The sequence below is a fragment of the Lactobacillus sp. ESL0679 genome (assembly GCF_029433515.1).
Classification (GTDB): domain Bacteria; phylum Bacillota; class Bacilli; order Lactobacillales; family Lactobacillaceae; genus Lactobacillus.
In genome coordinates this window covers 1-25,689 of record NZ_JAQTIG010000008.1, presented here as the reverse complement: position 1 = coordinate 25,689, position 25,689 = coordinate 1, and the positions used below count along the sequence as shown (strand labels likewise).

General features: G+C 39.3%; 29 protein-coding genes. 5 read left to right on the top strand and 24 right to left on the bottom strand.

Features of this window, described 5'->3' with window-relative positions; translation table 11 throughout:
* Position 1: 1 nt before the first annotated feature.
* The 5 genes from PT287_RS09125 to map all read right to left on the bottom strand — a co-directional run bounded on the left by PT287_RS09125 (position 2) and on the right by map (position 5,244).
* A complete protein-coding gene (locus PT287_RS09125; RefSeq protein ID WP_277134378.1) occupies positions 2-1,213 on the bottom strand; it encodes a hydroxymethylglutaryl-CoA reductase, degradative in 1,212 nt (403 codons plus the stop codon).
* Entirely contained in the window at positions 1,214-2,365 is a 1,152-nt protein-coding gene (locus tag PT287_RS09120) for a thiolase family protein (RefSeq protein WP_277134377.1), read from the bottom strand.
* Between the two features lie 159 nt (positions 2,366-2,524).
* Entirely contained in the window at positions 2,525-3,424 is a 900-nt protein-coding gene (gene galU, locus PT287_RS09115) for a UTP--glucose-1-phosphate uridylyltransferase GalU (RefSeq protein WP_277134375.1), read from the bottom strand.
* 68 nt (positions 3,425-3,492) lie between these two features.
* On the bottom strand, positions 3,493-4,410 hold the full coding sequence (locus PT287_RS09110) for a YihY/virulence factor BrkB family protein (protein ID WP_277134374.1): 918 nt from the start codon (positions 4,408-4,410) through the stop codon (positions 3,493-3,495).
* A gap of 6 nt (positions 4,411-4,416) precedes the next feature.
* Positions 4,417-5,244, bottom strand: a complete 828-nt coding sequence (gene map / locus PT287_RS09105; protein WP_277134372.1) for a type I methionyl aminopeptidase — start codon at positions 5,242-5,244, stop codon at positions 4,417-4,419.
* 133 nt (positions 5,245-5,377) lie between these two features.
* Between map and PT287_RS09100 the strand changes: the two genes are divergently transcribed.
* The 4 genes from PT287_RS09100 (at position 5,378) to crcB (ending at position 7,136) form a co-directional block, all read left to right on the top strand.
* Entirely contained in the window at positions 5,378-5,824 is a 447-nt protein-coding gene (locus PT287_RS09100) for a flavodoxin domain-containing protein (RefSeq protein WP_277134370.1), read from the top strand.
* Entirely contained in the window at positions 5,817-6,305 is a 489-nt protein-coding gene (locus PT287_RS09095) for a GtrA family protein (RefSeq protein WP_277134368.1), read from the top strand. Before PT287_RS09100 ends, PT287_RS09095 begins: the two co-directional genes overlap by 8 nt.
* A gap of 80 nt (positions 6,306-6,385) precedes the next feature.
* Positions 6,386-6,784, top strand: a complete 399-nt coding sequence (locus tag PT287_RS09090) for a CrcB family protein (RefSeq protein WP_277134366.1) — start codon at positions 6,386-6,388, stop codon at positions 6,782-6,784.
* A 1-nt stretch (position 6,785) separates the two neighbouring features.
* Entirely contained in the window at positions 6,786-7,136 is a 351-nt protein-coding gene (crcB, locus tag PT287_RS09085; protein ID WP_277134364.1) for a fluoride efflux transporter CrcB, read from the top strand.
* 8 nt (positions 7,137-7,144) lie between these two features.
* Here crcB and wecB read toward each other — a convergent pair whose 3' ends face one another.
* A complete protein-coding gene (gene wecB, locus PT287_RS09080; RefSeq protein ID WP_277134363.1) occupies positions 7,145-8,287 on the bottom strand; it encodes a UDP-N-acetylglucosamine 2-epimerase (non-hydrolyzing) in 1,143 nt (380 codons plus the stop codon).
* Positions 8,288-8,859: 572 nt separating this feature from the next.
* Between wecB and PT287_RS09075 the strand changes: the two genes are divergently transcribed.
* On the top strand, positions 8,860-9,930 hold the full coding sequence (locus PT287_RS09075) for an SHOCT domain-containing protein (RefSeq protein WP_277134361.1): 1,071 nt from the start codon (positions 8,860-8,862) through the stop codon (positions 9,928-9,930).
* Between the two features lie 563 nt (positions 9,931-10,493).
* On the opposite strand, the gene PT287_RS09070 is transcribed toward PT287_RS09075, so the two are convergent.
* From PT287_RS09070 to PT287_RS08985, 18 genes are all read right to left on the bottom strand, one after another.
* Positions 10,494-11,546, bottom strand: a complete 1,053-nt coding sequence (locus tag PT287_RS09070; protein WP_277134360.1) for a GH25 family lysozyme — start codon at positions 11,544-11,546, stop codon at positions 10,494-10,496.
* Positions 11,539-11,946, bottom strand: a complete 408-nt coding sequence (locus PT287_RS09065) for a phage holin, LLH family (RefSeq protein WP_277134359.1) — start codon at positions 11,944-11,946, stop codon at positions 11,539-11,541. The genes PT287_RS09070 and PT287_RS09065 overlap by 8 nt, the downstream gene beginning before the upstream one ends.
* Complete coding sequence (locus PT287_RS09060; RefSeq protein WP_277134357.1) at positions 11,943-12,320, bottom strand: hypothetical protein; 378 nt, start codon at positions 12,318-12,320, stop codon at positions 11,943-11,945. Before PT287_RS09060 ends, PT287_RS09065 begins: the two co-directional genes overlap by 4 nt.
* Positions 12,321-12,331: 11 nt before the next feature.
* Positions 12,332-12,514 (bottom strand): XkdX family protein, encoded by a 183-nt coding sequence (locus PT287_RS09055; protein WP_277134355.1) that lies wholly within the window; start codon positions 12,512-12,514, stop codon positions 12,332-12,334.
* Positions 12,514-12,930 carry a hypothetical protein gene (locus PT287_RS09050; RefSeq protein WP_277134353.1) on the bottom strand — a complete coding sequence of 139 codons (417 nt, stop codon included), beginning with the start codon at positions 12,928-12,930 and terminating at the stop codon, positions 12,514-12,516. The genes PT287_RS09055 and PT287_RS09050 overlap by 1 nt, the downstream gene beginning before the upstream one ends.
* Before the next feature lie 46 nt (positions 12,931-12,976).
* Entirely contained in the window at positions 12,977-13,351 is a 375-nt protein-coding gene (locus tag PT287_RS09045; RefSeq protein WP_277134351.1) for a hypothetical protein, read from the bottom strand.
* Complete coding sequence (locus PT287_RS09040) at positions 13,351-13,725, bottom strand: hypothetical protein (RefSeq protein WP_277134349.1); 375 nt, start codon at positions 13,723-13,725, stop codon at positions 13,351-13,353. The genes PT287_RS09045 and PT287_RS09040 overlap by 1 nt, the downstream gene beginning before the upstream one ends.
* A 15-nt stretch (positions 13,726-13,740) precedes the next feature.
* Positions 13,741-16,131 carry a hypothetical protein gene (locus PT287_RS09035; protein WP_277134348.1) on the bottom strand — a complete coding sequence of 797 codons (2,391 nt, stop codon included), beginning with the start codon at positions 16,129-16,131 and terminating at the stop codon, positions 13,741-13,743.
* Between the two features lie 15 nt (positions 16,132-16,146).
* The gene (locus PT287_RS09030) at positions 16,147-16,698 is read right to left on the bottom strand and encodes a putative phage tail protein (protein WP_277134347.1); all 552 of its coding nucleotides are present in this window, start codon (positions 16,696-16,698) and stop codon (positions 16,147-16,149) included.
* On the bottom strand, positions 16,691-17,839 hold the full coding sequence (locus PT287_RS09025) for a baseplate J/gp47 family protein (RefSeq protein WP_277134345.1): 1,149 nt from the start codon (positions 17,837-17,839) through the stop codon (positions 16,691-16,693). Before PT287_RS09025 ends, PT287_RS09030 begins: the two co-directional genes overlap by 8 nt.
* A complete protein-coding gene (locus PT287_RS09020) occupies positions 17,826-18,176 on the bottom strand; it encodes a DUF2634 domain-containing protein (protein ID WP_277134512.1) in 351 nt (116 codons plus the stop codon). Before PT287_RS09020 ends, PT287_RS09025 begins: the two co-directional genes overlap by 14 nt.
* A 112-nt stretch (positions 18,177-18,288) precedes the next feature.
* Positions 18,289-18,669, bottom strand: coding sequence for a DUF2577 domain-containing protein (locus PT287_RS09015; RefSeq protein WP_277134344.1), 381 nt, complete (start codon positions 18,667-18,669; stop codon positions 18,289-18,291).
* Positions 18,642-19,670: a late control protein D gene (locus PT287_RS09010; RefSeq protein ID WP_277134342.1), complete on the bottom strand. Its 1,029-nt coding sequence runs from the start codon at positions 19,668-19,670 to the stop codon at positions 18,642-18,644. Before PT287_RS09010 ends, PT287_RS09015 begins: the two co-directional genes overlap by 28 nt.
* A complete protein-coding gene (locus tag PT287_RS09005) occupies positions 19,667-20,359 on the bottom strand; it encodes a hypothetical protein (protein WP_277134341.1) in 693 nt (230 codons plus the stop codon). Before PT287_RS09005 ends, PT287_RS09010 begins: the two co-directional genes overlap by 4 nt.
* A complete protein-coding gene (locus PT287_RS09000; protein WP_277134339.1) occupies positions 20,359-23,682 on the bottom strand; it encodes a tape measure protein in 3,324 nt (1,107 codons plus the stop codon). Before PT287_RS09000 ends, PT287_RS09005 begins: the two co-directional genes overlap by 1 nt.
* A 235-nt stretch (positions 23,683-23,917) precedes the next feature.
* Entirely contained in the window at positions 23,918-24,331 is a 414-nt protein-coding gene (locus PT287_RS08995) for a hypothetical protein (RefSeq protein WP_277134337.1), read from the bottom strand.
* A gap of 11 nt (positions 24,332-24,342) precedes the next feature.
* Complete coding sequence (locus tag PT287_RS08990; protein WP_277134336.1) at positions 24,343-24,819, bottom strand: phage tail tube protein; 477 nt, start codon at positions 24,817-24,819, stop codon at positions 24,343-24,345.
* Positions 24,820-24,830: 11 nt separating this feature from the next.
* The coding region (locus PT287_RS08985; RefSeq protein WP_277134335.1) for a phage tail sheath C-terminal domain-containing protein at positions 24,831-25,689 on the bottom strand (859 nt) is incomplete at its 5' end.

Sequence of the window (25,689 nt, the reverse complement as noted above, 5' to 3'; positions counted from 1 at the left end):
ACTATTCCTTTTCTCTAACTTGTTGTAAAAATTTAACGGCTGCGGCCTGTGAATACTCACGATTTTGCGTTAATAATTGCAAGACTTGCTCTTTTTCTTGAGTTGTTGCGGATAAATTCGCAACTAAATTACGTGCCTGCAGTTTCATGTGTCCCTTTTGGATACCATCGGTTGAAATCGCCAGCAAGGCAGCCAAATTATTAGCTAGACCAATTGTTGCAATCACATTAGCTAGTTCTGCCGTTGTAATCTTTTTTCCTAAAATACGATAATTCTGACGCACATCAGAGCGGGCCGTAATTGAGCCGCCAACTGTACCAATTGCTAATGGTAAAGTTAATTCACCGCATAAATTATCACCCTGCACATACCACTTACTTAAGCTAGCATATTGCCCCGATTGACTAACTAGCACACCACATGCAGCATCAACAGCACGCGAATCATTGCCCGTTGCAATAAGCGCAGCATGAACGCCATTCATGATACCCTTATTGTTAGTCACAGCACGGTACACATCGGTTTGCCCAATCTTACTTAATAATGCAATCCTGTTAGCAACCGCCAGCCCGCCAATTGTATTTACCATTAACTTAACTCGCACAGTTGTTAATTGACTCGGATAATTTGATAAAATCGCAAACAATTTTGCCTTAATTCCCGGCAATTTTTCCATTTTTCCAGCCAAAAATTCCAAAATTGAATTAACCTTATTGGCGCCCATTGCTTCGGCCGGGTCAACTAGTACTTTCAAGTAGACCAATTCAGCTTCTTGCCGCATCTCAATCCGTTTTACGCCACCGCCGTACTTAACCAAGCTGGCAAATTCATGATTAGCTTGTTCAATTAGTTGGGGAAATAATGTCCGCAAGGCAGTTGGTTCAAAATCACTCGTACTTTGCAAAATAATTTGACCATCTAGCCCTTGCCGGTCACTTTGAGCAATCACACCACTATTTTTGCTAAAAATATTAGCGCCATGATTAGCAGCTGCCACAACTGAGGGTTCTTCTGTTGCCATCGGCACCCAATAGCGCTGGCCATTAACCAGCAAATTTGGGACCAATCCTACTGGTAAGCGTAATTGTCCCACGACATTTTCACTCAATTGGTCAAGCTGATGCAATGTTGCTGGGTCAATTGCATCTAATTTTATCCCCTGCTTTGTAAGCAGAGCTCGCCGCTCTTCTGGCGTTAATTGATAAAACTTCATCTATTCCACCCTAATTAATTCGCAGGCAATTGCTTGCCCGCCACCGATACACAACGTGACCAAGGCGCGATTGCCATTAACGTGGTTAAGTGCATTAATCGCGGTTGCTACTAGCCTTGTGCCCGTGGCTGCTAAGGGATGCCCCACTGCAATTGCCCCACCAAAAATATTTAGGTGCGACTGTGGAATTGCTAAAGCATGCGCAAGAGCAACACTTGGCGCCGCAAATGCCTCGTTAACTTCCACCACGTCATAATCAGTAATCTTGTGATCTGTTCTTCTTAACAACTTTTGCACAGCATAATACGGCGCAAAACCCATATAAGCTGAATCAGTGCCGGACTCCGCAAATGCCCCAAGACGTGCTAGTGGCTTGAGTCCCAACTCCTTTACTTTTGTAGCAGTTGCTAAAAGCACCATGCTTGCACCATCACTGAGCGGCGAAGAATTACCCGCAGTCACTTGACCATCTGCAACAAACGCAGGAGATAGTTTAGCTAATGCTGCCATATTGGTATCAGACCGAATATTTTCATCTTGGCTAATTCGGCGACCATCAATGCTAAGCGAAATCATTTCGGAAGCAAAATAGCCCTCTTTAACAGCTTGTGCGGCTTTTTGATGTGACTGCACGCTGTAACTATCCATTTCTTGGCGTGAAATGTGGTACTTTTCAGCAACATTTTCCGCTGTCACTCCCATCAGTTGTCTGGAAAAAGCATCGGTCAAGCCGTCGGACATCATGATACTATTTTCTGCCGGCTGATTACGAACCTCATTGTAATAAACTGCGTTAGTCATGCTTTCACTACCACCAACAGCAACAAAATCAAAGTCGCCGAGCTCCATTTGCCCTTGAGCTAAGCGCAACGCCTTTAAACTTGACCCGCAGACTTCATTAATAGTTACGCTACTGCTGGTTGTTTTCATGCCAGCATTGATCGCCACTTGTCGGGCCATGTTTTGGCCCAAGCCGCTCCCCAAGACGTTGCCCATAAATAAAGCGTCAAGTTCACTAGACTCAACGCCAATACTGCGCAAAGTTTCAGTAAGAACCAGTTGGCCTAGGTCAACTGCGTTTTGGTCAGTCCATTGCCCGCGATAACGACCAAAGGGTGTCCTTTTAGCAGCAACAACAAAAATGTCTTTCATTAATAAATTCTCCTACTACCAGATTCACTTCCAAATCTTAGCGGATTTTGGCATGTTTACCTAGGAGTTTGGATGAGGTTAAGAAAAAGTTTAAAGTCATTTTCATAAAAATAAAAGCATTTTAAACAAAACGTCTAAAATGCTTTAAAATCATATTACTTATTTCTTTTTCTTATCTTGAGTCTCTAACTTGTGGCCCAAATTAATAATATACTTGCGCAGATCATCTTTAATTTCAGGATGATTAAGGCCATATTCAATAGAAGTTTCAAGGTAACTTTCCTTATTGCCCACATCGTGACGTTCACCCGTAAACACATGAGCAAAAACACGCTGGGTCTTATTCATTGTATCAATGGCATCAGTCAGTTGAATTTCGCCACCACGTCCCGGTTTTTGGTTAGCCAAAATATCAAAAATTTCTGGCGTTAGTAAGTAGCGACCAATAATGGCGTAATCACTGGGTGCTTTATCAACATCTGGCTTTTCTACGAAAGACTTAACATTAATTAACCCCGGCACAATTTCATTATCTGGTTCAATGACACCATACTTAGAAACTTCCTTGTGCGGCACCGGCATGACGGCAATTGTTGACGCATGGGTCTTGTTATAACGGTTGATTAGTTGCTGAGTTAGCGGCACTTTGTCCAGCATCAAGTCGTCACCCAGCATAACAACAAACGGCTCATCCCCAACAAAGCTGCGTCCGCGGGCAATGGCATCCCCTAAGCCTAAGGGATGTGGCTGCCTGGTATAGTAGATATTAATCCCTAGTTGCGTAATTTCCCGCGACATCTTCAGCAAATTGGTTTTCCCTGTTTCCTGCAGATTTTGCTCAAGCTCGGGATTAGAATCAAAGTGATCTTCAATTGACCGTTTATTTTTACCGGTAACAATTAAAATATCTTCAATTCCTGAACTTTTAGCTTCCTCAACAATAAATTGAATCGTCGGCTTATCAACAATTGGCAGCATTTCCTTGGGCATTGCTTTAGTCACGGGCATAAACCGCGTCCCTAATCCCGCTGCCGGAATAATAGCTTTCCTTACTTTCATATTTTTACGCTTTCTCTTATCCATACTTTAAAATCCAATATACCAGATTTTGCACAATTGCGCCAACTTTATTGGTGGCGTTTTCTTTGAATATACTCTGCTAAATGACCGACAGAATATTTCACTTTACCAACACGAAGTGAAACAATCGCCGCATTAACACAGGTACCAAATAATAACAAGATAGAAGAGATGTTGAGCCATAACATGAAAATAATAAAAGTACCAATAATGCCATAATTTTCCCAGCTGATGTGAAAATGATGGAGGTAAAAACTAAACAAATAAGATAGTAGCAGCCAGCCAATTAAGGTTGTAAAGACACCTGGCCAGATTACCCGCTTTTTCAGCTTAACATTAGGCAAAACGTAATTTAAATAAAATAGCGCACCAAGCAAAATAATGCCAACAACTGGGTAACGGTAACTGAAGATTTTTTCAATTTCACCAACTGAAAAAGAAAAAATTGGCCGTAAAAATTCCAACACTTGCTGCCCAAAAATCAAGGTTAAACTTAGCAAAGTAAAAATAACAATCATTAGGTTAGTTAATAAAATAGTAATTGACCGTGTCCACACCGTTATCTGCCACTTCTGCTTTAATTCCGTCATGCGCACGCCATAAATGCGATTCATCCCAATTCTAATCGCGTTAACTAACGACGAAACCGACCACAAGGCCAAAATAATACCAAACGAAATATAGCCAGTCGACTTACGCTTCAACAGTGAGTTAATAATCGGCATAATAAATTTGGCGATCCGATCTGGAAAAATCAGGTCAAGATAACTGGCAATTGGCGTCGTATCAATATGAAACAGCGGCAAAATGTTTCCGATAATAATAATTAAAGGAAAAATCGAAAACAAAACATAATAAGCAATGACAATCGCGCTGGTTAACACTTCACCTTGCGAGAATTTGAGCGATAGCGTCTTATAAAATAAGGCAACACGATTTGGTGTTGTCTCTTTTCTTTTATTCATGCAACCTTAATCATCCATTTCATCAAAATGCGGCAAGTATTTTTCGTAACCGTCATAAGGCTTTTGTAAAGTTAGAATCTTAGGACCATCTTTGGTAATGGCAAAAGTATGCTCAAACTGTGCTGACTTGGAGCCATCTGGTGTAGCGTAATAAACCCAATCATCATTAGGATCACTAACCGACTTTTGCTCAATGCGCCAGTCGCCACCAGCTTCAACCATTGGCTCAACCGTAATTGTCATGCCCTCACGCAAACGCAAGCCATGGCCAGCCTTACCCCAATGAGGTACTTCTGGATCTTCATGGATACTTGGCTGGATACCATGACCGACTAATTCCTTAACATCGCCATAGCCGTGTTCGTCTTCGACAAAATGTTGAATTACTGCCCCAATGTCACCAATCCGATTGCCTAGAACCGCTTGGTCAATTCCCAGATACATTGCCTTCTTGGTCGTTTCCATCAAATCGCGATCAGCATCTGAAATTTGACCAACTGGATAAGTGGTACATGAATCAGTCTCAAAGCCATTAAGGTTGCAAGTAACATCAACTTTAACAAGGTCGCCCTCATTTAAAACCGTATCTTTACGCGGTGTTGCATGAGCAATCTGGTCATTTACCGAAATACAAGTGCCATACTTATAGCCTTCAAACCCTTGCTCAGATAAGCGCCCGCCACGACTCTTAACAAATTCTTGACAAAATTCTTCAATATCCCAAGTCGTAATTCCCGGCCTAATCACATCACGCAAGCCTTCAAACATTGATGCCAGTAATCGACCTGAAGCCTGCATCCCTTTAAGTTCCCGAACGGATTTAATTGTAATCAAAACTAAACTCTCCTCTTAAAAATTATCTTTGCTTACATTATAGCGTTTTTTAAAAGTTTACTAAAGAATTTCATCAATCTGCCTAAATTATGTATAATAATATGATGAACTAAATAGGAAAGGTATGAACAGCATGAAGGCAAGGATTGTCTACGCTAGTATGACTGGCAATGATGCAGATATGGCAGAGATTTTAGAAGAAGATCTACAGGATTATGATTTTGATGTAGAGACTAGCGAGGCCGAGTTCACGGACGCTAGCGACTACTTGGCAAGCGACTTGTGCATTTTTGTGACCTACACTTATGGTGAGGGCAAGATGACTGACGATGTTGCCGACTTTTATGAACAACTAAAAGAGCTAGATTTAAGCGGCAAATATTTTGCAGTAATGGGCAGCGGTGACAAGACCTACAACGACCATTTTTGTGAGAATGTTTTTGACTTTGAAAAAATGTTCAAACAAGTTGGTGCTGAAGAAGTTGTCGCACCAGTAACGATTGAAAATGCGCCAGACGATGATGCAATCGCTGCAATCGATAAAGCTGCAGAGGAAATGGCTGATCGGTTAAATGGCTAATAGGATTAATCCATGGCGTCATCCCATTAAATTTGTTAAACGCCACCGCAATCTATTTGTTTACATGGTTTTTGGGTTTATTGCCGCATTAATTAATACAGTTGTCTTTATGATCCTGCACAAATGGTGGCGCGGAGCAGTTTTCTTTTCTAACATTATTGCGTTTGTAATTTCTAATCTAGCTTCTTACTTCTTTAACCAGAAGGCCGTCTTTATTAATAATGTCGACCAGGATCATTCAACTTGGCACAAGCTAATCGTCTTTTTTACCTATCGAATTATTAGCTTGATTCCTGACCAAATGATTATGTCCGTTGGTATTTCATGGTTGCACCTTAATGCTTTACCAGTTAAAATTATTGATCAAGTATTAGTCGGGATTTTCAATTACCTAACTACACGGTCGGTGTTCCAAGCACAGGAAACAACGATGATGCAGCGAGCTAAACAGCGAATGCAAAAGCATAAAAATAATAAATAAAAGTCAAAAATTCTTAAATGAGTTTTTGACTTTTTTGTTTTATAATTTTACTAAAGAAAATAATGCTAATTTGAAAGTGAATGGTTAATTTGCATAAATTTATCAATTATCTAAGTGTTGCCGGATTCGCCTTTTTAGGCGGTATTGCTCGCGCACTGCTAAACAATTACTTTAGTTTTTACGGTACCTTTTTAGGAAATATCGTCGGCTGCTTTTTATTAACTTTCTGCACTTATCTTTTCTTAGAATTTAAAGACATGCGTGACTGGCTTAACGTCGGGCTCTGTTCTGGCTTTATTGGTGCTTTTACTACTTTTTCAACCTTCAATCTTGATACGCTAAAGCTCTTGACAGACAATAAGTCACAGATTGCACTCATTTACTTTGCTGGCTCAATTATCGTTGGCATGTTCTCCGCCTTTTTGGGGAAATATTGCGGCAATAGCTTAAGCGCTACTTTAACCAGAAAGGAAGCATAAGATGACCCTCTTACTTGCTGGACTAGGTGCCGCGCTTGGCTCCTTAGTACGATACTGGTTAACTAATTACGGCAAAAAACATTTTACCCAGAATTTGCCAGTGGCAACCTTAGTGATTAACCTCTCTGGAGCGTTTTTGCTGGGATTACTCTTTGGTGGCGGTGCTAAGCCATATCTCTATGCTTTACTCGGCACTGGTGTTTTGGGTGGCTATACAACTTTTTCAACTTTAAATACTGAATTAGTAGCTCTGTGGCATAACCATTCCTACAAAACCTTTTGGATTTACGCACTGTTATCATACTTAGGTGGCATTATTTTAGTCTTTATCGGCTTTAATTTAGGCAGATAAATTTTCAATCATTCAAAATCTGCTGGCTTAGTCATCTTTGATTTATCAAAATAATAAGCAATATCGTCCATTATTCGCTCAGCAGCGTGACCATCACCGTACGGATTTTTGGCATTCGCCATTTTTTGATAAGCAGCCTTATCTTCAAGCAGGTCAAGCATTGCCGTACGTACTGCATCAACTTCAGTTCCAACCAGCTTTAATGTTCCCGCCTTAACACCTTCAGGCCGCTCAGTCGTATCTCGCAGAACTAGCACTGGTTTATTAAGCGATGGGGCTTCTTCCTGCACCCCGCCAGAATCTGTCATAATGAAGTAGCTGCGTTTGGCTAAATTATGAAAGTCAACTACATCCAATGGAGCAATCAGATGAATTCGCGGGTCATTACCCAAAATTTCACGGGCAACTTGTTGAACACGTGGCGATAAATGAACTGGATAGATAATCTCAACGTCCTCATGACTATCGACTACCTGCTTCATTACCTTAAATACGCGCCGCATTGGTTCACCCTGATTTTCACGGCGATGCATCGTTACCAAAATAATTTTGTGCCCCGGTTCAATCAGGTCAAGAACATCATGATGATAGTCTTTTTGGACCGTTTGTTTGAGTGCATCAATTGCGGTATTTCCTGTGACAAAAATATTGTCAGCTTGGTGATTTTCTTTTAACAAATTAGCCTTACTTAATTTAGTTGGGGCAAAATACAGGTCTGCCAAGTCATCAGTCATCTGCCGGTTCATTTCTTCGGGATATGGCGAATACTTGTTCCACGTGCGCAAGCCAGCCTCAACGTGACCAATTGTACTCTGCTCATAAAAGCTGGCCAAGCTAGCCGCAAAACTGGTCGTCGTATCACCGTGCACCAAGACAATATCCGGCTTTTCTTTTTTAATTACTTTAGCTAGGTCAATCATTACCTTAGCCGTAATTTCTTCAAGCGTTTGATTCTGCTTCATTATATTAAAGTCGTAATCCGGTTGAATTTTGAAAATTTCCAAAACCTGATCAAGCATTTCACGGTGCTGCGCGCTAACCACCGTCACCTCGTCAAACCGCTCATCAGCCTTTAATCCGAGCACAAGCGGCGCCATTTTAATTGCCTCAGGTCTAGTGCCAAAAACCGTCATTACCTTAATTTTAGTCATAAAAGCCTCCATCTTGATATAATCATACCCGATTTAATAGGCCAAAAACAAGCTTGTATGGTTTAATTAAGACAGAATTTAGAAAAGGTCGTTTATATGAATCACAGTTTTGCTTTATTATTAATTGCTGGGCTCCTCATTGTTTTTGCCAGTTTTAGTCTTGTTTACAGCTTAGATAAGCGTCAAGGTCACAAAACTAGAAAAATTTTACTAATATTTGGGGGTAGTTGCTTGGTAATCGCTGCTGTCTTAGCAGGATTAATTATTAAAAATCCGTTGGTTTGAAAAATTTCAGCTTATTTGTTTTTAAGTCTCTTGCGCATCAAATTTAGTTATTTCATTCAGAAATCAACTATATAATTAAAATATATAAAGCTATTAATAAAAGTAGTACAATAATTTCAGATTTAAGTAATAAATTCTGATGGTTACGTATCAATGTATTTTGTTAATCACCAAGAAGTGAAACAATTTTTGCCTTACGTTACCTCAATGGAACCAATCATTTTAAATAAAGAAAATCCAGGTAAAATCTTAGGTAAAGTTATTGAATCGAGAAGGAGGTTTTAATCATGGCAACAAAGAAATGTGGTATTTGTGGTAAAGAGTTGGGCTTTTGGGATATTCAAATTTCTTTAAAAGATAGTGTGATTTGTGAAAACTGTTTTGAAACGGGTAACTTTTCTGGTGGTGCTAATCAAGCACATATGAATAAATTTATAGGCAATCAAACTATTGCAGAAATAAAAGAATTGATTGATGATCCGGTAAAGTTAGAAGCTATCAAAAGAAAAGTTGCTCCTGTAAGCCATCGTTTTCGTCAATCTATAGCACAATGCTCATTTTGTGGAAAAGATATTTATAAAGTAGATGATCCCCTAAAGTTTAAAGACTCTACCTACGTCTGCCTAGACTGTGCAGCTAAGTATAAAGCTACTCAATCCCATGGCTGGGCTTCTGAACATACGATTGAGGACTTTAGGAAATCTATTAAACAAGGGGTAGATTTTCATAATATTTATTTAAAACAGGCACAGAAGGAACAAGCAGAAATAGATGCCGAAAAAGCTGCAAAGCAACAGCACAAACAAGAACAAGACTCTATCAAGGCAGAATCTGTTTGCTATGGTGGTTATTACTTCGATATTGAAAAAAGAAAAATTTATGATAATACGTTGTTTCATGGACTCATATTTACTGCAAATGCCGATGATATTGTTTCATACCACGTAAATGAAAAAGGCCATGATAAAACTAAGCACCACACTATTACTCGTGCAGCTGTTGGTGCAATCATTGCTGGCACACCAGGTGCCATTATTGCTGGTACCACTGGTGGCAAAATGAATGAATATATCGATAAGCTGAGCGTAGTTATCAGCCTAACTAATGGTAGAACCGCTAGTGTTAATCTTTTAAATGCTAAAGATAATAAGGCAGATGGTTTTATTGTTAGACATGCATATTCAGATTTAAATCATGTCATTGCAATTTTAGATGGTTGGCAAGCACAAGAATCTCAGAGTCCTGCCACGCCAACTGATATTCCAGCAGAAATACGAGAATATAAGCAACTATTAGACGATAACTTAATCACCCAAGAAGAATATGATGCTAAGAAGAAGCAATTATTAAATCTATAAAACACAAAAAATTCCTTCGCGCATAAACACGAAGGATTTAATAGCTACCTAAAGTAAAAAAAGCTGCGGTCAATATCCGCAGTCTTTTTACTTTTTAAGGCACTACCGCCATATTTCAATGACCCCGGTGGTCTATCTAATATAAATATTAGAAAACTTTAGTAAGCAGAAATGCCTTTAAATAGCTATTTTTTATAAAAAGAAACCTTTAGAAAACCTAAGAAATAAAAAAGTTGGCTAACATTTTGGCTAACATAGCTATCAAAAATACCACTCGAATTAACGGGTGGTATTTGTTTTATTAAGACAGCTTCAGTAACTGATCAGATTGCTTACTACGCTAATTTAATAGCTGCTGTCGGCCACAAACGTGGCAATTACTTGATTAGCTAAATTATAACACGTTTGATTCTTTTTCGAAAATTGCTGTTAACACTGCTACATCAATAATGGCCCTTTTGAATCTTTTTCGATTTATGAACGAAAAAAGGCCGCCCCAGAGGTTTTGTCCTCCAGAGCGGTCTTTCTTTGTATCAATATGTTTAAATAACATATCATCGCTATTATAAAATTAATCCTACTTTTTCGCCATTAATCCATTTATCTTTACCTGCACCAATCAGCAGGTAGTTCTTACGCAGCTTATAAGCTTTGTACCTATCGCCTTTCTTAAACTTTCGCCCTGTCACTGGACCATCAGCTTCTGCATGGCCTTTAGCATTACCAGTTACTTCAATCACACTGTGGATGTCAGGATTATCCAGCAACGGATTTTTCTTAAAGACCCCAGTTCGTGGGTCAATGTAGCCTTTGCTAGTTTTGTAAAATCCCTTTTCATACCCAGTAACAACAATCGGTTTGCCATATCCTAACATGCCTAGCTTTTTATCATTGTTGGGTCCGTCCCATAAGGTAGCTCCAGCTTGCTTGGTTACTAAAAAGCCACCGTATGCCGTAATCGGTACCTTAACTTTCCAAGTCATTTCTTCATCACTTCCTGTATCGTTATGCTTATGATTGTCCCAATCACTTTTCTTACCATAATAAGTATCCAAATCCAAAGGTCCTGGATAACCTGTTAGTCTACCGTTAGGTGTGTACTGAAATATGGCCATCTTATGCCAGTGATTTACCTTACCGTAAAGCGTACGAACCTTGAAGCCATAATGAATATTCATATCGTTGTATTGCGCCACCCACAAGGAGTATTTCTTAGCAACAGTTGTCCAATCATAGTAATTTTCGTCAGCTAGACCCATGTAAATTAATGGCTTAGTGCCAGTCTTGCTATAAACATAGTCAAGCCAGTTCTTAGCCCACTGCACACCGCCATAATTTACTACGGTGCTCTCATAATCAAGCACCAAGATAACATCACTGAGGTATGGTTTGGCAATTCTGAGAAAGAAATCAGCTTGTATTTTCCAATCACCAGGTCTTGCGAAAAAATACAGGCCTTTAAGTATATGTGCTTTATCAGCTTGCCTCATAAAAGTAGGCATGGTCCAATCAGTAAAATTGGTACCTTCGGCTACTTTCGCAATCACGCCATCAGCTTTGATTTTAGTTAGGTCAAGACCTGCATTATTGTTCGAAACGTCAATAACATTAAGCATTGCTATCAGTTCCTACTTCATCTTTAACCTTAGTTTCGTCAAAATTATCTACTGATTCTGCTTTATCGGCTGGTTTTGTAGTAGGTTTATTGGCATTCATCTTAGCTACTTCCTTTTCGGCATACGCCTTAATCGCAGCTTCAATGGTAGGATCAATTTTGACACCGTGACTGGTTAAAATATTTACCACACTAGTGATTACGATGTCCATCTTTTTTGTGCCATCACCGCCAGTAGTTTCTGCTTCGTGAACAAAGGCCGCTGCTAAATTAGGAATTTCAGCCACCCATTTATTTTTAATAGTATGATGTTCGCCGTAGACCTTAACGCCAACATAAGCCACAATAGCAACAACTACTAAACCTGCATAACCTAAGTCTAAATAATCTTTAATGCTCATCTTTCAGTCTCCTTATCAATAATCGGTAATTTTTTAGTTTCTTCATATAATTTGGTTCCAGCACCATTACCATGTAGTGCCTTATAACTCTTGTAGATATTATCCAAACGATTGTTTTGCTCTTCCGTGCCACCATCTTGACGTTTGATTTTAAAACACAAGCCATCTAATTCTGAATGCAACACTTCTTTTACACCGTCACCAATATCATTTAGCTTGTTGTTCAGATTTTTTAATGTCTTCTCAATGTCTGGTATTTCTGAAGTTAATTGCTGATTTGTTTTTACTTTTTTACGATGACCGGTCCAAAGACCAACAAAAAATTGAATAATACCTGATTCTATAATTACTTGTATCAAGCTGTTCCAGTCCAATAAAATAGCACCTACTTACTATTTTCAGTAGATGCTTCTGAATAATCTTCCCCTATAATTCGTTTATACGCTGCAGCGTCAATCGTGCCCAGTGCTACAAACGAAGCAATTTTAGCTTTATCGTAAATCTTTGAATTATAAAGTGATTGATATACTTTTTCCATCATTGGTGCAAATTGTTTCAAATTAAACATTATTTAGCTTCCTTTCCAGTATCAGCTGTGGGTGTTTCTGCCATGGCTGCCATCATTTGTGACATCATATCAACAACATTGCCGACCTGTTGTCCAATTGTTGTTTGCCCTGTTTGAAGCGAAGTAAGTGTCTGGTCAATTGCCGTCTTATCTTCCTTAATTGATTCTGTATCAGTCTTTACGTTTTCAACATCAGCTGACAGTTGATTGATCAATTGCCCCTGCGCATCAGGCTGATATTCAAACCATTCACGCTTATTCCAGTCATACTTAGGCGATTGAATTGACGGGTCTGGTGCCTCAGCCACAAAAGGATATGGAATATAATCACCAAAAGGCTGTTCCTCTCTATCAATTGCATACGGCACTTGATTGTCACTTCTGTAATAAATATATGTTTTTGCTTCTTCTGTCATTTTAAAAAATCCTTTCTATTAAAAAAGCACTCATTAAGAGTGCAAATTAATTTTCTATTAATACCGCTCCGCCAAAATCGCTCATTTTAATCCAAGTAATTTCAGTATAGATGTCACCACCTGCATAATCTGCAGCATGGGATATACATCTAACCAGAGCGTAATCTTCATCATTATAACTAACAATTTGATTTATCATTACTCGATGAAAATTACCAAATTCTACATAAGCAGAATCAACTCCTAAAATATTTTTATCAGATTTGATAAAAACTGGTTTACCATCATATAAATTTAAAGAATATTCTTTTGCATTTTGATTGCCACTATTTGTAAAACTAAAATATTTTGGTAAATAATTTTCCAGCATTAGCTTCTGTCCAGCATAAAATAAATGGTCATATTGCTTGCCATTGTACATCAGCATGGAATCACCTCCATGCTAAAGAAACGTCTAAGAAGGCTGATAGCTAGGGCTTTTACCCCCCCATTTTTACTTAAAGCATCAAGCTGATTACCAAACAAAATATTTTCTGGCTTTAAATAGCAATATTCAGACTCTTGATTAGTGGTAAAAACCCAAGCGTAAATTAACCGAACATCTTTATTTTCTAAATAATTGACCACTTTGACTATTTGATTGTTATTAGCAATCGCAATTTGATGACCATGCTCATCATAAGCTTGGGTGTCAGTCTTAACCGTAATAGTTTTACCAATTAAATCTCTCAGACTGTACTCAAACTTAAAACCATTTAAGAAAAAATGACTATGCTTTTTACCGTTAAAAATCATTTATTCCGCTCCTTTCTAGTCGCCAAACACAATCACACTAGGGTGTGCTTGCGAATATGTTAACGCGTCGGCATCGGTACCTGCATCTTTAGCATACTCGCGATTTTCCAATGCAGTTACACGTCCTTTAAGATTGCTAATATCTTGTTTAGGCGCAATCAAAATACCATTAGTATAGCTGTTAGCATTGTTTTGAGCGCTAGTTGCTGCACTATCTGCATACTTCTTAGCTTTATCTAAAGCTAGATTAGCATCCAATTCCTCATCAGCAGGATTATGATTATACGTCATATTAGGCGGCAAACCATTTTCCCATTTCGCCAACTTAACTTCTTTATACTGCGTACCTGTTCCAGAAATATGAGCTGTAACATAAGTAGTTTGATCATAGCTAATAGTAGTAGTTACGTTTGAGTATCCTGATTTTCCAGCTGCAATAACATTCCCTTTAGCAACAGCAATAGCTGTATCTTGAGCATCGTAAAGCCATATTGCAACGCAATCATCGCCTGCGTCTTTAGTGTTATCAATCCAAGCACCGATGGAAAACTTATCTCCCTTAGCAGCTGGTACCTTAGTTTCATTTATCAGCCCATTCCCACCAATTGACTGTAAGTAAGTCGAAGAATTAATTAATAAATTTTCAGAATAACGAGGTATCGCATTGACACTTGTATCTGTATAACCTTTAGCAGCATACACATATTCACTGATTAACTTTAATGCAGTAGCCAACTGTTCATTTGAATAACTCCCGTCATCTTTTCGAATTGGGAACGTGAAATTGTTACTATCTGTCGAAAAAAATCCACTGGCAGTAAGTACTCTACCGACCAGTTCAATTTGATCGAAAAAGTGGGTTGAATTTCCGTTGATTTGTGGCTCACGTTCGGCATCGCCGCCCCATAGAGAAACGAAGTTGTGCAGCAGGTGCGCCACATCATGACCATCAACGGTCGAAGGTGCTTTTTGAGTTAAGGCATTGTCAGCTTGTTGTTTATTATAGTAATTAGCTAACTGAGAACTAGTATAATTTTGGGCATTCGATTGTGCAGTGCCTGCAACACTGTCTGCATGAGCATTAGCACGATTTTCAGCTTGAGCCACATCATTAGGTGTCGCTTTGCTATTCAAAGCATTCTGATTGTCTTGCTTGAACTGCTCAAAATCCTTATCACTAATCATGTCTTCTGGAGCTGGTGACCAATCCGTCACAACTGTACCGTACTCAAGTTTAGTTTTACTGCTATCTTTTTCAGCCGTGCTGCCGTAGTTTATCGATACTCGCAGCCAAAAAGTACCATCAGCTAGACTAAAGGGAAGCCATATATCATCAGCTTCCACTATCCATCCATTACCAGTATCAACCCGACCTATCCAACTTTGGTTTTCATCATAAAAGTCGATTTGAGCATTGGTATAGTGACTTTTGACGTACTCACTGGGTTGATAAAAGATTAAGGTAAATTTTGATTTACCATTTACCCAAATATAGTCCGTATGATAATCAACTTCACTATACTGGACGCCGCCTTGAGCTGTATGGTCTAGCCAGCCATGTTGCAATGTCGATTTGATAAAAAGGTTAGTTCCACCTAGCTGCACATCACCCATGCCACCATTTACCGATTTAACTTTACCTGCTGCAGCAACTTTATCGTCAACTTCTTGCTTATTATAAACATCGGCTTTATTGGCCTTAGTAGTTTCGTCAGTATCAACTCGCTGCTTTAACGCTTTAAAGTTATCATCGTTAATTTTAGCTTGGTCGTAAGCATATTTTTCAGCCTCACCCTTAGCTTGATTGATTTGATTGGTAACGTCAGTTTTATTAGCTTTAAGTCCAAACTTCTGGTTAATGGTAGTCTTATCATAAACATCGGTGGCGTTAGCTTTTTTGCCTACTTCTACTTCAACTGCTGCCAAATCTTGCTTAGTCGCCACGCCTTCTTCAGTGACGTTAATCGTAACACTACTAGACTGCCCAACTACCACATACATAGTTATGTTGAATTGGAACATTGCCTTGTTGTTAAAGTCAGGCATATGCTCCGGATCAACAGCTGTGGCAATGGCATACAAAAATTCGTTGCCTCCATCTTCTTTGGCATACAAGCCAATCGCATTAACGCTGTAACCATGTGCCAATTCTTTGTTATTGAACTTTAAATCCATGCCAATTACGGTATCTTTATCTAACGCTGAGTCCTCAACGTCAGTAATCAAGCCATATTGCATAATGCTTGGCAGTTCAGTCATATTCTGCAAGTCTGCAATGCTTTTATCAGACAAGTTCTCTGAACTAGTAGCTGCTTTAGTAATGCTGAATTTGGCTCGTCCAGCGTTTACTTTCTTAGCTAAGTCAATCCCAGCATTCGTCAGTACGGTCTTATTATATTTTGACAATTTTTATCACTTCCTTTAAAAAATCTGCGACACATTCGCATCAATTACCGTTGTTACTTTTGACTTCATGCCAATGCCAATAAATAAGTCATTACCAATTAGTGCCTGCTTCAAGGCAATCTTGATTTCATAAATCATATTAGCTGGCAAATAAACGTTCAAAATATAACGTATATTGTCAATTTGCGTATCAGTAATACTGCTACTATTGCCTTCAACGATAGCGTTTCTTTGACCATAATCAATCGTAATGTTGACTGGTATTTTCAATGTCTGAAATAACTCTCGCAAATATCTGATTGTTATTGGTCTTGGTGGCAGTAAGTGCATCAGCACTCTGTTCTGTCTGGTAGCTAAATCATCACCAGGACTTGGCTGCACACCAACCTGATTTTCAAATACTGCAATGCCCTTGCTATCGGTCTGCGTGACAAATTGATTGAGTAGCGTCCGAATTTGCCTACTCTCAAATTCATCTAAGACTTGCCCGTGTGCATGCATAATTGCCTGCATTTCGTACACATCTTGGTAGTAATCTGGTAAATAATTCATCAAGTTATTACTCATTCAGTGTCACCGTCCCCAAGATTGGTAATTGCGAAGTATTATTATCAAACACTAACGACACATCTTCATCTTTCCCATTCAAGCTAGGAATTGTGGCATTCATTACGCCTTCAATTTGCATGATTTGCGACAGTATTTTTGATCGGTAAATCATCATGGCGTAACCACGACCAGTTTTCGGATCAATTAAATTCCAGCTTGCTCGCAAGTTTTTAAAATACTCGGTCAATTGGTCATTAATTTGCTGTTTCACTGCATCTGCACTGTGTTGACTGTCAATCTGTATATTTGTCGCAATATCAACGGTCAAGTCTGTGGGTGCAGTTACAGTAACCTGATGATCAATCGGTGCTAAGCCATAACCTTGAACTTCACTATCGGTAGGGTCAATCAAATTTTTAACCTTTGTAATTAAATCCTGATTAGCTGGCATTAAATCGTTATTCAGAATGACCAGCTTGACTGTTCCCGCACCATTCCAGACTGGATAAACCTGTGTTGCACCGACCTCGGTAATTTTGCTTGTCATTGCTAGGTAGTCCGCGACATTACCACCGTAGGCAATCCAATCATCTGAACCCAGCAGTCTGGCTCGCAAATGGTCGTCAGTTTCTTCATCTCGAGCGGGTGCAATAATCTCCGTAATTTCCGCCCAGGACAACTCGTCATTTGGCGTAACTGGCAGAATTTGCCCTAGATAGCCATTAGGTGTTGTCCCAGGGTCGTCAGCGGTCATCGCAACCGTTAAGTCATCATAAATTTGCGTAACGGTATAAAAAATAGGCGTTTCGCCAATACTTGCGAATTGGTCGCCTATCTGTATATTTGTTAATGGTTGCCCATCACTATCAGTTATCTTCGCTTTGACCTCTGTTTGTGTCGCCGCATATCGAGCCGTCCCTCGCTCTTGAGCACGATAATCTAAGAACTCGCCGTCTGCTGTTCTTACATATGTCTCTTTAATAATCGTTGCCATACGCTGATTTTCTTGAGCCATGACCAAAGCTGCAGGTGCAATCGCATCATAAATAACGGAACCTTCACGCTTATCAATGTCGTCTGGTACTGCGTCCAGCATTTCTTCCATATAGTAGTCAACGTCATGCTCTTCAAATTCCGCTGCTAAATCATCTGGTGTCACTTATCTTCACTTCACTTTCTATTGGCACATCGCCATAAATTGTGGTGCAAGTACCGGTCACGGATAACGTGGTGCTGTCTGACTGCTCAATGCTGTCAATTGTCACTTCGGTTACTCGGTCATCATCAAGCAGTGCTTCTTCCAACATTCGCTTAATTTCAACACGAGCATAAGAAAACGACTTGCCAAATAAATCTGGTAAGTCGTTGCCATACTGGTCACTATAAATTGGATAGACAAAGCGTTCAGTTTTCAGAATTTTCCACATCGCCTGCACCATCGCAGGTAATCCATCAACCTTGTTACGTATGCGGCCATTCTTGATTTGAAAAGTCAGTGTCGGTTGATCCTCCTCAACTTCTTCATCATTATCTTGATCTTCGTCAACTGTATCTAGGTCATCATCTTCATCAATAATCACATCATCATCGTCCACGACTTATCACCTCCTATTCAAGCTTTAGCGGCTTCTTGGGTTCACGTTCAAACAAGTAGAATTGCTGGCCACCATCCATACGAATCATGGTCACCTTATCATCCTTTTTCAAACTGTTATCAAGCTCATATCTGACCTTTTCAATCAATTCAGGACGATTACCTGACGCATTGCCAACCTTGTCGCTGTGAGCATAGACTTTAACTCTGCCATTCAGCACAATCTTGCCAATATTTTTGCCCAGAACGATAAAATCATCGGTCAGAATCATGTCGTTAGCCAGTTGCACTTTTAGTGGGTCAACTGAATCAACCGTGCCATAAACAATATCACAATACTCATTGTCTGAGCCGCCTCTCTCGTGCATCATTCTGTAGAGTCGTTCACCAGCCATGATGCCATCACCTTCATTTCTAAACTGCAATTATAATCAGTGCTAAAATTATGCGTTGCCTTTAGAATCCCGCAATTCTTGATTGTCTTATAACCTACAATTTTTACTTCAACTGAATTGCCAGCCACCAAATCAAGGTTGCCAATGCAATCAACAGTCAATGTCTTATTAGCTAAATCCTTTTGCTTTAAGACATTTTTAGCTTGCTTAACCATTTGCGCATGATTAGCTTTCGACTTCTTATTCTGCGTAATCTGTAATTTGCCCCAACGCTTAACGCTCGGCATTTTCTTAGTTACTGCCTTAAAGCTAGTCTTAGAAGGATCATCACCTGAAGCAGTAGCTGTTTTCGACTTAGACTTCTTAACATTTTTCTGAATAATCTTAACCACGTTTGCCGTGTTATCGATGTCTTTAGAAAAAGTGAAGCTAGTCATGCCAGAATCAGGATCCAAAATCAGTTTCAGCTTCTTACGAGGCGCTCGACATAATTCAACCCTTGAGTAATTAGCGTAAATGAAGTACATGTGCCCTGTTGCTCGCAGTGTCTTAGATATTGCAGATTTAAGCATGTCAAAATACGACTTGCCATCACACACTTCCGCAGCTACCTTATGTTTAGGCTTATTAATAACTTTATGATTGATGCCGGCACGCTTGCATACGTTAGTAAAACGATCAGCAATTGTTCCTGTCTTCCAGACAATAGAATCTTGATTCTTCAAGTATCGCGTCTTGTCATACGCTACGACACTGACTGTCTTATCATGTTTTAGCTTGGCATTAAACACATAACCATAAAAGACCTTATGATGATCCCAGTAAAACTTAACAATGCTGCCAAGTGCTGGTAGATAAGTCTTGCCCTGATAAACTAAATCAAAATTAAGCTGACCAGCCGAAAAATTCAAATCAGTTACCCATTTCAGATTAGCGACAATGTTTTTAACATCGTAGCCTTTCTTTTTATCTCGTGACCAAATTTGAAAAAAGGTTATCATGCTCGCTTCACATCACCTTTCTTAACCCAACCACGAGCGCCACCTGATAACGTTGAAACATGAATTGGGTACTTGTGACCCGTTGCTATGTTGGTTATCTTACGTTTGGCATTCTTCTCATAAGCTCCTGGGCCACGGCCATCACTATCTAAGTGCAAGCGGCCATTCACAATCACAGTTGAGCCACGACCAATTTTCTTAGCAGGGCTATTACGGTTCTTCTTATGACCAGACTTGCGCTTTTTCTTCTTCTTTTTAACTTTCTTATACGTTGCTTTCCGATAGTCTTTTAACTCCAAGGTGTAAATATACTCGCCATCATAACCGTCTTTGAAACCTGGCTCAAAGCTAGCAATCGTCATTGTCCTACTTAGTTCAGTAGAAGCGACTACTAGCTGCACTCGACCTTTACTCTTCTGAATTTCCTCCAGCCAATCGATATAGTAGGTCGGTTCGTGAAAATCTGTTGTTGAAACAAAATGATCGTCTTTAGGGAAGGTACTCGCAATTTCGATCGTGCTAAGCTTCAGTGGGCCCAACTGATTAATCTCACCCAAGTTAATTACCGTTTGTGTCTTATCATCAGACTCATACTTGATTTTTAGGTCACTCGGATTAAGTGGCAATTCAATTGTTGAGTTATCAGCATAGTTGGTTATGTAAACGGCAAACTTATCATCATTGTCCATTAAAGCCTCCTATTATCAATTTCAACCATACGATTCTCAATTGCTGTCATTATGTCATCAGCCGTCTGTTGTGGCTTGTCTGAGCCATTAACAACAATGGCACCTTTAGCAATGGTCACTACTTGGCTATTACTATAATCAGCTGTCGAATTAGAATCCACATAGCTGCCAGAACCAATTAAATCTGATCCAACTGTATCAGAATTAATAGTTTTTGAATCTAAAGTTCCGATTCCTGATATGCCAATATTAGCTCTGCTTCCGTCCAGGCCAGTTATTGCATCTACAACATCACCGATTGAATCTAATGCCCGATTAAAGCCATTAGCTAACAAATCTCCTGGATTAACTCCATTAAATTTACTAATTTCCATTCCAGAAGCAGCATCAACTACTCCTTGTGCCATATTTGCAGATGCATCTGCTGCGGCACCAGCATCACGATTAAGACCAATAATTAACCCCTGATCAAGCCATCGTCCATATTGATTGAATAATTTAGATGGTGAGCCAATACGGAACAGACTTTTGGCTGCACCTACCACTTTACTTGCAACGCTTGAAACAGCACTTATAGCACTACCAATCATTGATTGGATACCATTGACCAGTCCTTGAATCAAGTCTCTACCAACACTTACAAGACTATTGGCAAAGCCTCTAGCAGCATTAACAGCGTTACTTATGCCATTACGTACGCTATTAACTACACCACTCATAGCACTAGAAATAGCACTAACCATCATCGACCCTGCCATAATAAACATTGATACCATCATCAATATTCCAGCACCAACTACTATGAATCCTGTTCCTACAGCGATTAAACCTGCTGCTACTATCATCAAGCCTGCTCCAAGAACGATTGCTGCAACTCCTAAAAGAAGTAATCCAACTGCAGCAATCATCGACAACGGAGCAACCATAATTAAGCCAACTGCCAATATCATTAAGCCTAAACCAGCTATTATCGCAATACCGCCGATAATAACTAATGCTGCAGCCATAAGCATTAAGCCAATTGCAGCAATCAAAGATAACGGACCAACAACTAATAATCCTAAGCCAAGCATACTGACACCAAGTGCTGCTATTAGTACAAATACTGAAAGTAGCATCAAAGATGCTGCAAAAAGAGTAGCTCCAACTGCTCCAACTACCATTGCTATGCCCAAAACTGTAATTCCCAATGCAAGAGCAATAATTCCAACTGCACCGATTATGGCAGTTAATCCAAACACTGCAATTGCTCCAGCCAATGCAAGAATACTTAATGCTGCAGATAAGCCATAATTAGCAATATTAGGCAGCTGTGTTCCTAGCAAAGCTAGTCCAGCCGATGCAATTACTATTGCCAATCCAATTATTAATAGAGCAGCTCCAAAAAGTAAGAAATCTACACTTACTGCTCCAAGTGCAGGGCCGAGCAAAATAACCAGTCCTAAAAGCACACCAATTGTAGCAATCATGCCAATAAAGGTACTTAATCCTCCATTTTTGCTAATCGAAGATGAAGCCTGAGCAAACACCCATACTGCTGCCGAAACTAAAAGTAATGCTCCAGCGAATTTAAGTAATCCACCTGCCAAATTTGAAAAAGCTTCAAACGGCTTAACTGCGTTGTCTGCAGGAGCCTCTATTTTCGGTGCTTGTACTTTTTTCTTATTACCAAACCAATCAAAAGCACCTTTAACACTATCAATCGTTTTTTGGAAGCCTTTAATCACTTTGAATGCACCAATTGCAGTTGCTAAAGCTCCTAAAGCACCAGCTACCAGCTTTATTTCAGTTGGATTCATCTTGCTTAGCATATTAAGCCCCCATACAATAGCCGTAAACTTTAGTCCCTTTATTCCGCCTTTCATTATGATAAACGCTGTACCAATTGCAGTAATCATACCCGGATCTAATTTTCCAATCACACTTGCTATGGTTCCGATTGCTTTAGCAGCACCGGCAATAGCACCACCACCCAGCTTGCCAAGTTCTTCAAAGAAACTGTTTTGTCCGGATTTGGACGTCTTACTAGTTAGGTTGTTTACAGAGTTAGTAATGTCATCGATCATTCCCTTAGCTGATTCAAGTGCATTAGACTGATTAAAGCCGGCTAATAAATCATTAATTGATCCTCCAATTTTTTGCGCTAAGCTCTTAAAATCAATTCCTTTAGTAGACACTTGGGGAGTAACTAAAAGCTTCATTGTGCCAGATTTCAATAGAGGGCTTTTTAAATCAAGCTTGGGAGGGGCTAATTTTCTCATCATGCCATCCATTGCTAGTGGCTTTTTGGGATTTTTGCCCTCAAGTAACCCAAAAACTTTCTTAAAATGTTGAACTGTTTTATTAAAGCCAGAAAACATTCCACTAGAGCTAAATCCTTTAGTTAAACTACTCATAGTATTTTTAATTGAATTGATTGCTCCAAGTGCTTTATTTGTGATTGAATCAAAATTAATAGATGAAATCTTATCAGTTAATTGGGAGATTGCATTAATACCGACTTTGCTCAATTTCTGAAATTGTGGCTGTAATTTATTTGCTAAAGTTTCTTTAAGACCATCCATAGCTTGTCCAACAGTCTTATATTCTGTAGCCATTTTACTAAAATTAGCGTTAGTACCTGTTTTAGCAACGGCATCAAGAAAGTCTTTAGTTTTTACAGTACCAGCTTGAACATCAGCAACTAATTGCTTAGTAGATTTACCCATTGTTTTAGCAACAGCTGCCATCCCTGCAGGAGTCTGCTCAAGCATCAACTTAAAGTCCATCCACTGGATTTTAGGCTTAGCTGCCATCTGTGTTGCTTGTTGCGATAGTGTTTTCATAGCTTGCTGTGGATCGACTGCAGCTGCAGCCAGTCCACCAAAGCCTTTAACCAGTTTGCCTGTATTTTTTATACCAACAGCTGCTAATTGACTATATGTTGAAGACATATCAGATGCAGAATAAATTGTTTTCTGAGCAAAGTCCTGCATCGAAGCCTTAGCACTTGCAATCTGAGCAGGTGTTCTGCCAATCTGCAACATATTGCCTTCAAAAGTTTGCCATGACACGCTAGCTTCATTTAATTCGCCAATCATACCATTTACGCCGTTGCTTACTAGTCCTATGCCTTTGCTAATTGCACCAACAACAACCTGTGCGCCAACCATTGACTTAAAAAGACTATTGGATTGCTTTTCTGCTCCGCTAAAAGAACTATTTCCAAGTGAACTTTTAAGCTTGCTAAAGCCACTCATACCAGCATTCAAGCCTGATTCAAGTTTTCGTAGCGTACCACTAAAAGCATCATTTAATTTGATAGTTGTTTCAATTACCCCCATATATTTACCTCCTTTCTCTTTAAATAACAAAAAGTAGGCAAGACCTAAACATGCTTAGACCTTGCCTTTCTTTTTGCTTTTCGTTCTTCTTCCTTTTCTTTTTTAACTCTTACTTCAATTGATCCAGCCACTAAAGCTTGTTCACGCATACTCATAGAACTCCATTGTTTTGGTGTCCAATGGTACTCATTAAGTACATAATGATAAACAGCGAAATCACCAATTGAATTTTCTATTAGTTTTTTGCCGTTTCCTTAACAGCTTGAGCATCTTCAACGCTAGATAAGTCATTGATTCTAGTAGCTAATTCACCATACTCACTCATAGTAAGCATTTTTTGAAGTAATTCAGTCGGATCTCCGTCCACCACACCATAACTCTTCATTAATTCTGCATTGTGCAAATTCGGTGACACAATGCTTGCTTCAATCATCAAGTCAGTTAGTTTGTTCTGATCTGTTCTAGCCTCATATTGGTGGGTCTTTTTATTTAAAACTTGTTTAGTTGCGTCGTTACGTAATTTAGTTAATTCATCTGCCATTAACGACTTAATTTTAAACGGCGATTTAAACCGCTTAAATTTAACTTCTTCTGTCTTAATTGGATTCTCAACATTTTCCATTAAAAAGTCTTTAATATTTTCAGCCATCATTTATCTCCTTAAAAAGTTGTACTATCAAAGCCTTGAATTAAATCAAAGCCCTCAAATGTGAAATCAGTTTCCTCATCCATTACACCATCATCTGCTTCGAAGTCAGCGATTGGAATGTCATCAAAGTTTACATTATGTAATTGAATAACTTGCTTACCCCAAGCGGTTGTTTCATCTTCAATTGTAAATGTAATATCAAAATAAGCATCCTTACCATTTTGAATATAAGGAAGAGCCATTTTAATAAAATTAGAGTTAATGATATATGCTCCAATAGTCCCTGTCCCTTCAATGGACGTTGTCTTTTTCCGCTTCCAGTGCGTTCCCAGAGTTTGAATATCCTCTTTATTTTTTTCTAACTTTGCAGAAAACTTTTTACACTCAAGCATCTTATAAACTTGGCCATTAAATGTCATAGTTACTGTAGCTTCTTTAGTGGAAATAGTATCTTTCCCACTTAAAAATTCTGCTGCTTCTAATCCCATGTTTTACCTCCTTATCCTACGTTAATCGTGACGTAGAGTTTCTCCATTGCATCCACAGGCTTTACTGCCAGATCAACAACAACAGAATCACTATCTTCACCCGGATTAACCGTAATATCGGTTGCACTGAAATCTTGAATTACGTTACTGTCGTTTAAACCTTGTAAGTAGCTTACTCGATTAGCCTTAAATAAATCACGACCAGCTGCGTTATTGCCAACCTTACCCAAATAGCTTTGTTCAAATACTTGTTCAGTGTCAGTGGCAATTTCGTCCAATACTCGCAGAACCTTATTCTTGCTGAAGCTCTTAGGCTTATCCTTGGTAAACTTCGTCAGTGAATTGATGTCCTGCTCAATTACAACTCGTTGACCCGGACGTGTTGAAAAGACAATCTGACCAGCATTCAATGCCGCGATAGTTTTCTCATTGTTCAACCGTGGATTAGCGCTAATTGCATCTTCAATTTCTGTATAGGTCAGTGAAACTGAACCATCAACTGAACTAGACAAACCAGCAAAGTAACCAGTGGCATTAGTCACAGATAAATCGGTGCCATCGCTCAACGTTAAGCCGTTAGAGACAACTGAAATGCCTTCGTAGTTGACATTATTGATACTTGAGCTTGCTGGAATCACACCACGAATCTTCATGCCTTCCGTATCTCTTAAACGCTTGACAGTAGTAACTAACAAGCTATGGATGTTGCTATTTTCTGGATAGCCTGCTGTGGTGACAACTGAGTAATTCTCAGTTTCCATCGCATCAGACATTAAGTCTTCAGTGTTAGCCGGCGTGGTTGTCCCACCAGTTAGCTTATAGCTTGCTGCTGCGCTGATTGCTTCCAACTTACTTTGACCACCATCTTCA

What these genes read in the sequence shown, in the direction of transcription:
- PT287_RS09125 (WP_277134378.1), bottom strand. Translation starts at nt 1,213, where the DNA reads ATGAAGTTTTATCAATTAACGCCAGAAGAGCGGCGAGCTCTGCTTACA.
- PT287_RS09120 (WP_277134377.1), bottom strand. Translation starts at nt 2,365, where the DNA reads ATGAAAGACATTTTTGTTGTTGCTGCTAAAAGGACACCCTTTGGTCGT.
- galU (WP_277134375.1), bottom strand. Translation starts at nt 3,424, where the DNA reads ATGAAAGTAAGGAAAGCTATTATTCCGGCAGCGGGATTAGGGACGCGG.
- PT287_RS09110 (WP_277134374.1), bottom strand. Translation starts at nt 4,410, where the DNA reads ATGAATAAAAGAAAAGAGACAACACCAAATCGTGTTGCCTTATTTTAT.
- PT287_RS09100 (WP_277134370.1), top strand. Translation starts at nt 5,378, where the DNA reads ATGAAGGCAAGGATTGTCTACGCTAGTATGACTGGCAATGATGCAGAT.
- PT287_RS09095 (WP_277134368.1), top strand. Translation starts at nt 5,817, where the DNA reads ATGGCTAATAGGATTAATCCATGGCGTCATCCCATTAAATTTGTTAAA.
- PT287_RS09090 (WP_277134366.1), top strand. Translation starts at nt 6,386, where the DNA reads ATGGTTAATTTGCATAAATTTATCAATTATCTAAGTGTTGCCGGATTC.
- crcB (WP_277134364.1), top strand. Translation starts at nt 6,786, where the DNA reads ATGACCCTCTTACTTGCTGGACTAGGTGCCGCGCTTGGCTCCTTAGTA.
- wecB (WP_277134363.1), bottom strand. Translation starts at nt 8,287, where the DNA reads ATGACTAAAATTAAGGTAATGACGGTTTTTGGCACTAGACCTGAGGCA.
- PT287_RS09075 (WP_277134361.1), top strand. Translation starts at nt 8,860, where the DNA reads ATGGCAACAAAGAAATGTGGTATTTGTGGTAAAGAGTTGGGCTTTTGG.
- PT287_RS09070 (WP_277134360.1), bottom strand. Translation starts at nt 11,546, where the DNA reads ATGCTTAATGTTATTGACGTTTCGAACAATAATGCAGGTCTTGACCTA.
- PT287_RS09065 (WP_277134359.1), bottom strand. Translation starts at nt 11,946, where the DNA reads ATGAGCATTAAAGATTATTTAGACTTAGGTTATGCAGGTTTAGTAGTT.
- PT287_RS09055 (WP_277134355.1), bottom strand. Translation starts at nt 12,514, where the DNA reads ATGTTTAATTTGAAACAATTTGCACCAATGATGGAAAAAGTATATCAA.
- PT287_RS09050 (WP_277134353.1), bottom strand. Translation starts at nt 12,930, where the DNA reads ATGACAGAAGAAGCAAAAACATATATTTATTACAGAAGTGACAATCAA.
- PT287_RS09045 (WP_277134351.1), bottom strand. Translation starts at nt 13,351, where the DNA reads ATGTACAATGGCAAGCAATATGACCATTTATTTTATGCTGGACAGAAG.
- PT287_RS09040 (WP_277134349.1), bottom strand. Translation starts at nt 13,725, where the DNA reads ATGATTTTTAACGGTAAAAAGCATAGTCATTTTTTCTTAAATGGTTTT.
- PT287_RS09030 (WP_277134347.1), bottom strand. Translation starts at nt 16,698, where the DNA reads ATGAGTAATAACTTGATGAATTATTTACCAGATTACTACCAAGATGTG.
- PT287_RS09015 (WP_277134344.1), bottom strand. Translation starts at nt 18,669, where the DNA reads ATGGCTGGTGAACGACTCTACAGAATGATGCACGAGAGAGGCGGCTCA.
- PT287_RS09010 (WP_277134342.1), bottom strand. Translation starts at nt 19,670, where the DNA reads ATGATAACCTTTTTTCAAATTTGGTCACGAGATAAAAAGAAAGGCTAC.
- PT287_RS09005 (WP_277134341.1), bottom strand. Translation starts at nt 20,359, where the DNA reads ATGGACAATGATGATAAGTTTGCCGTTTACATAACCAACTATGCTGAT.
- PT287_RS09000 (WP_277134339.1), bottom strand. Translation starts at nt 23,682, where the DNA reads ATGGGGGTAATTGAAACAACTATCAAATTAAATGATGCTTTTAGTGGT.
- PT287_RS08995 (WP_277134337.1), bottom strand. Translation starts at nt 24,331, where the DNA reads ATGGCTGAAAATATTAAAGACTTTTTAATGGAAAATGTTGAGAATCCA.
- PT287_RS08990 (WP_277134336.1), bottom strand. Translation starts at nt 24,819, where the DNA reads ATGGGATTAGAAGCAGCAGAATTTTTAAGTGGGAAAGATACTATTTCC.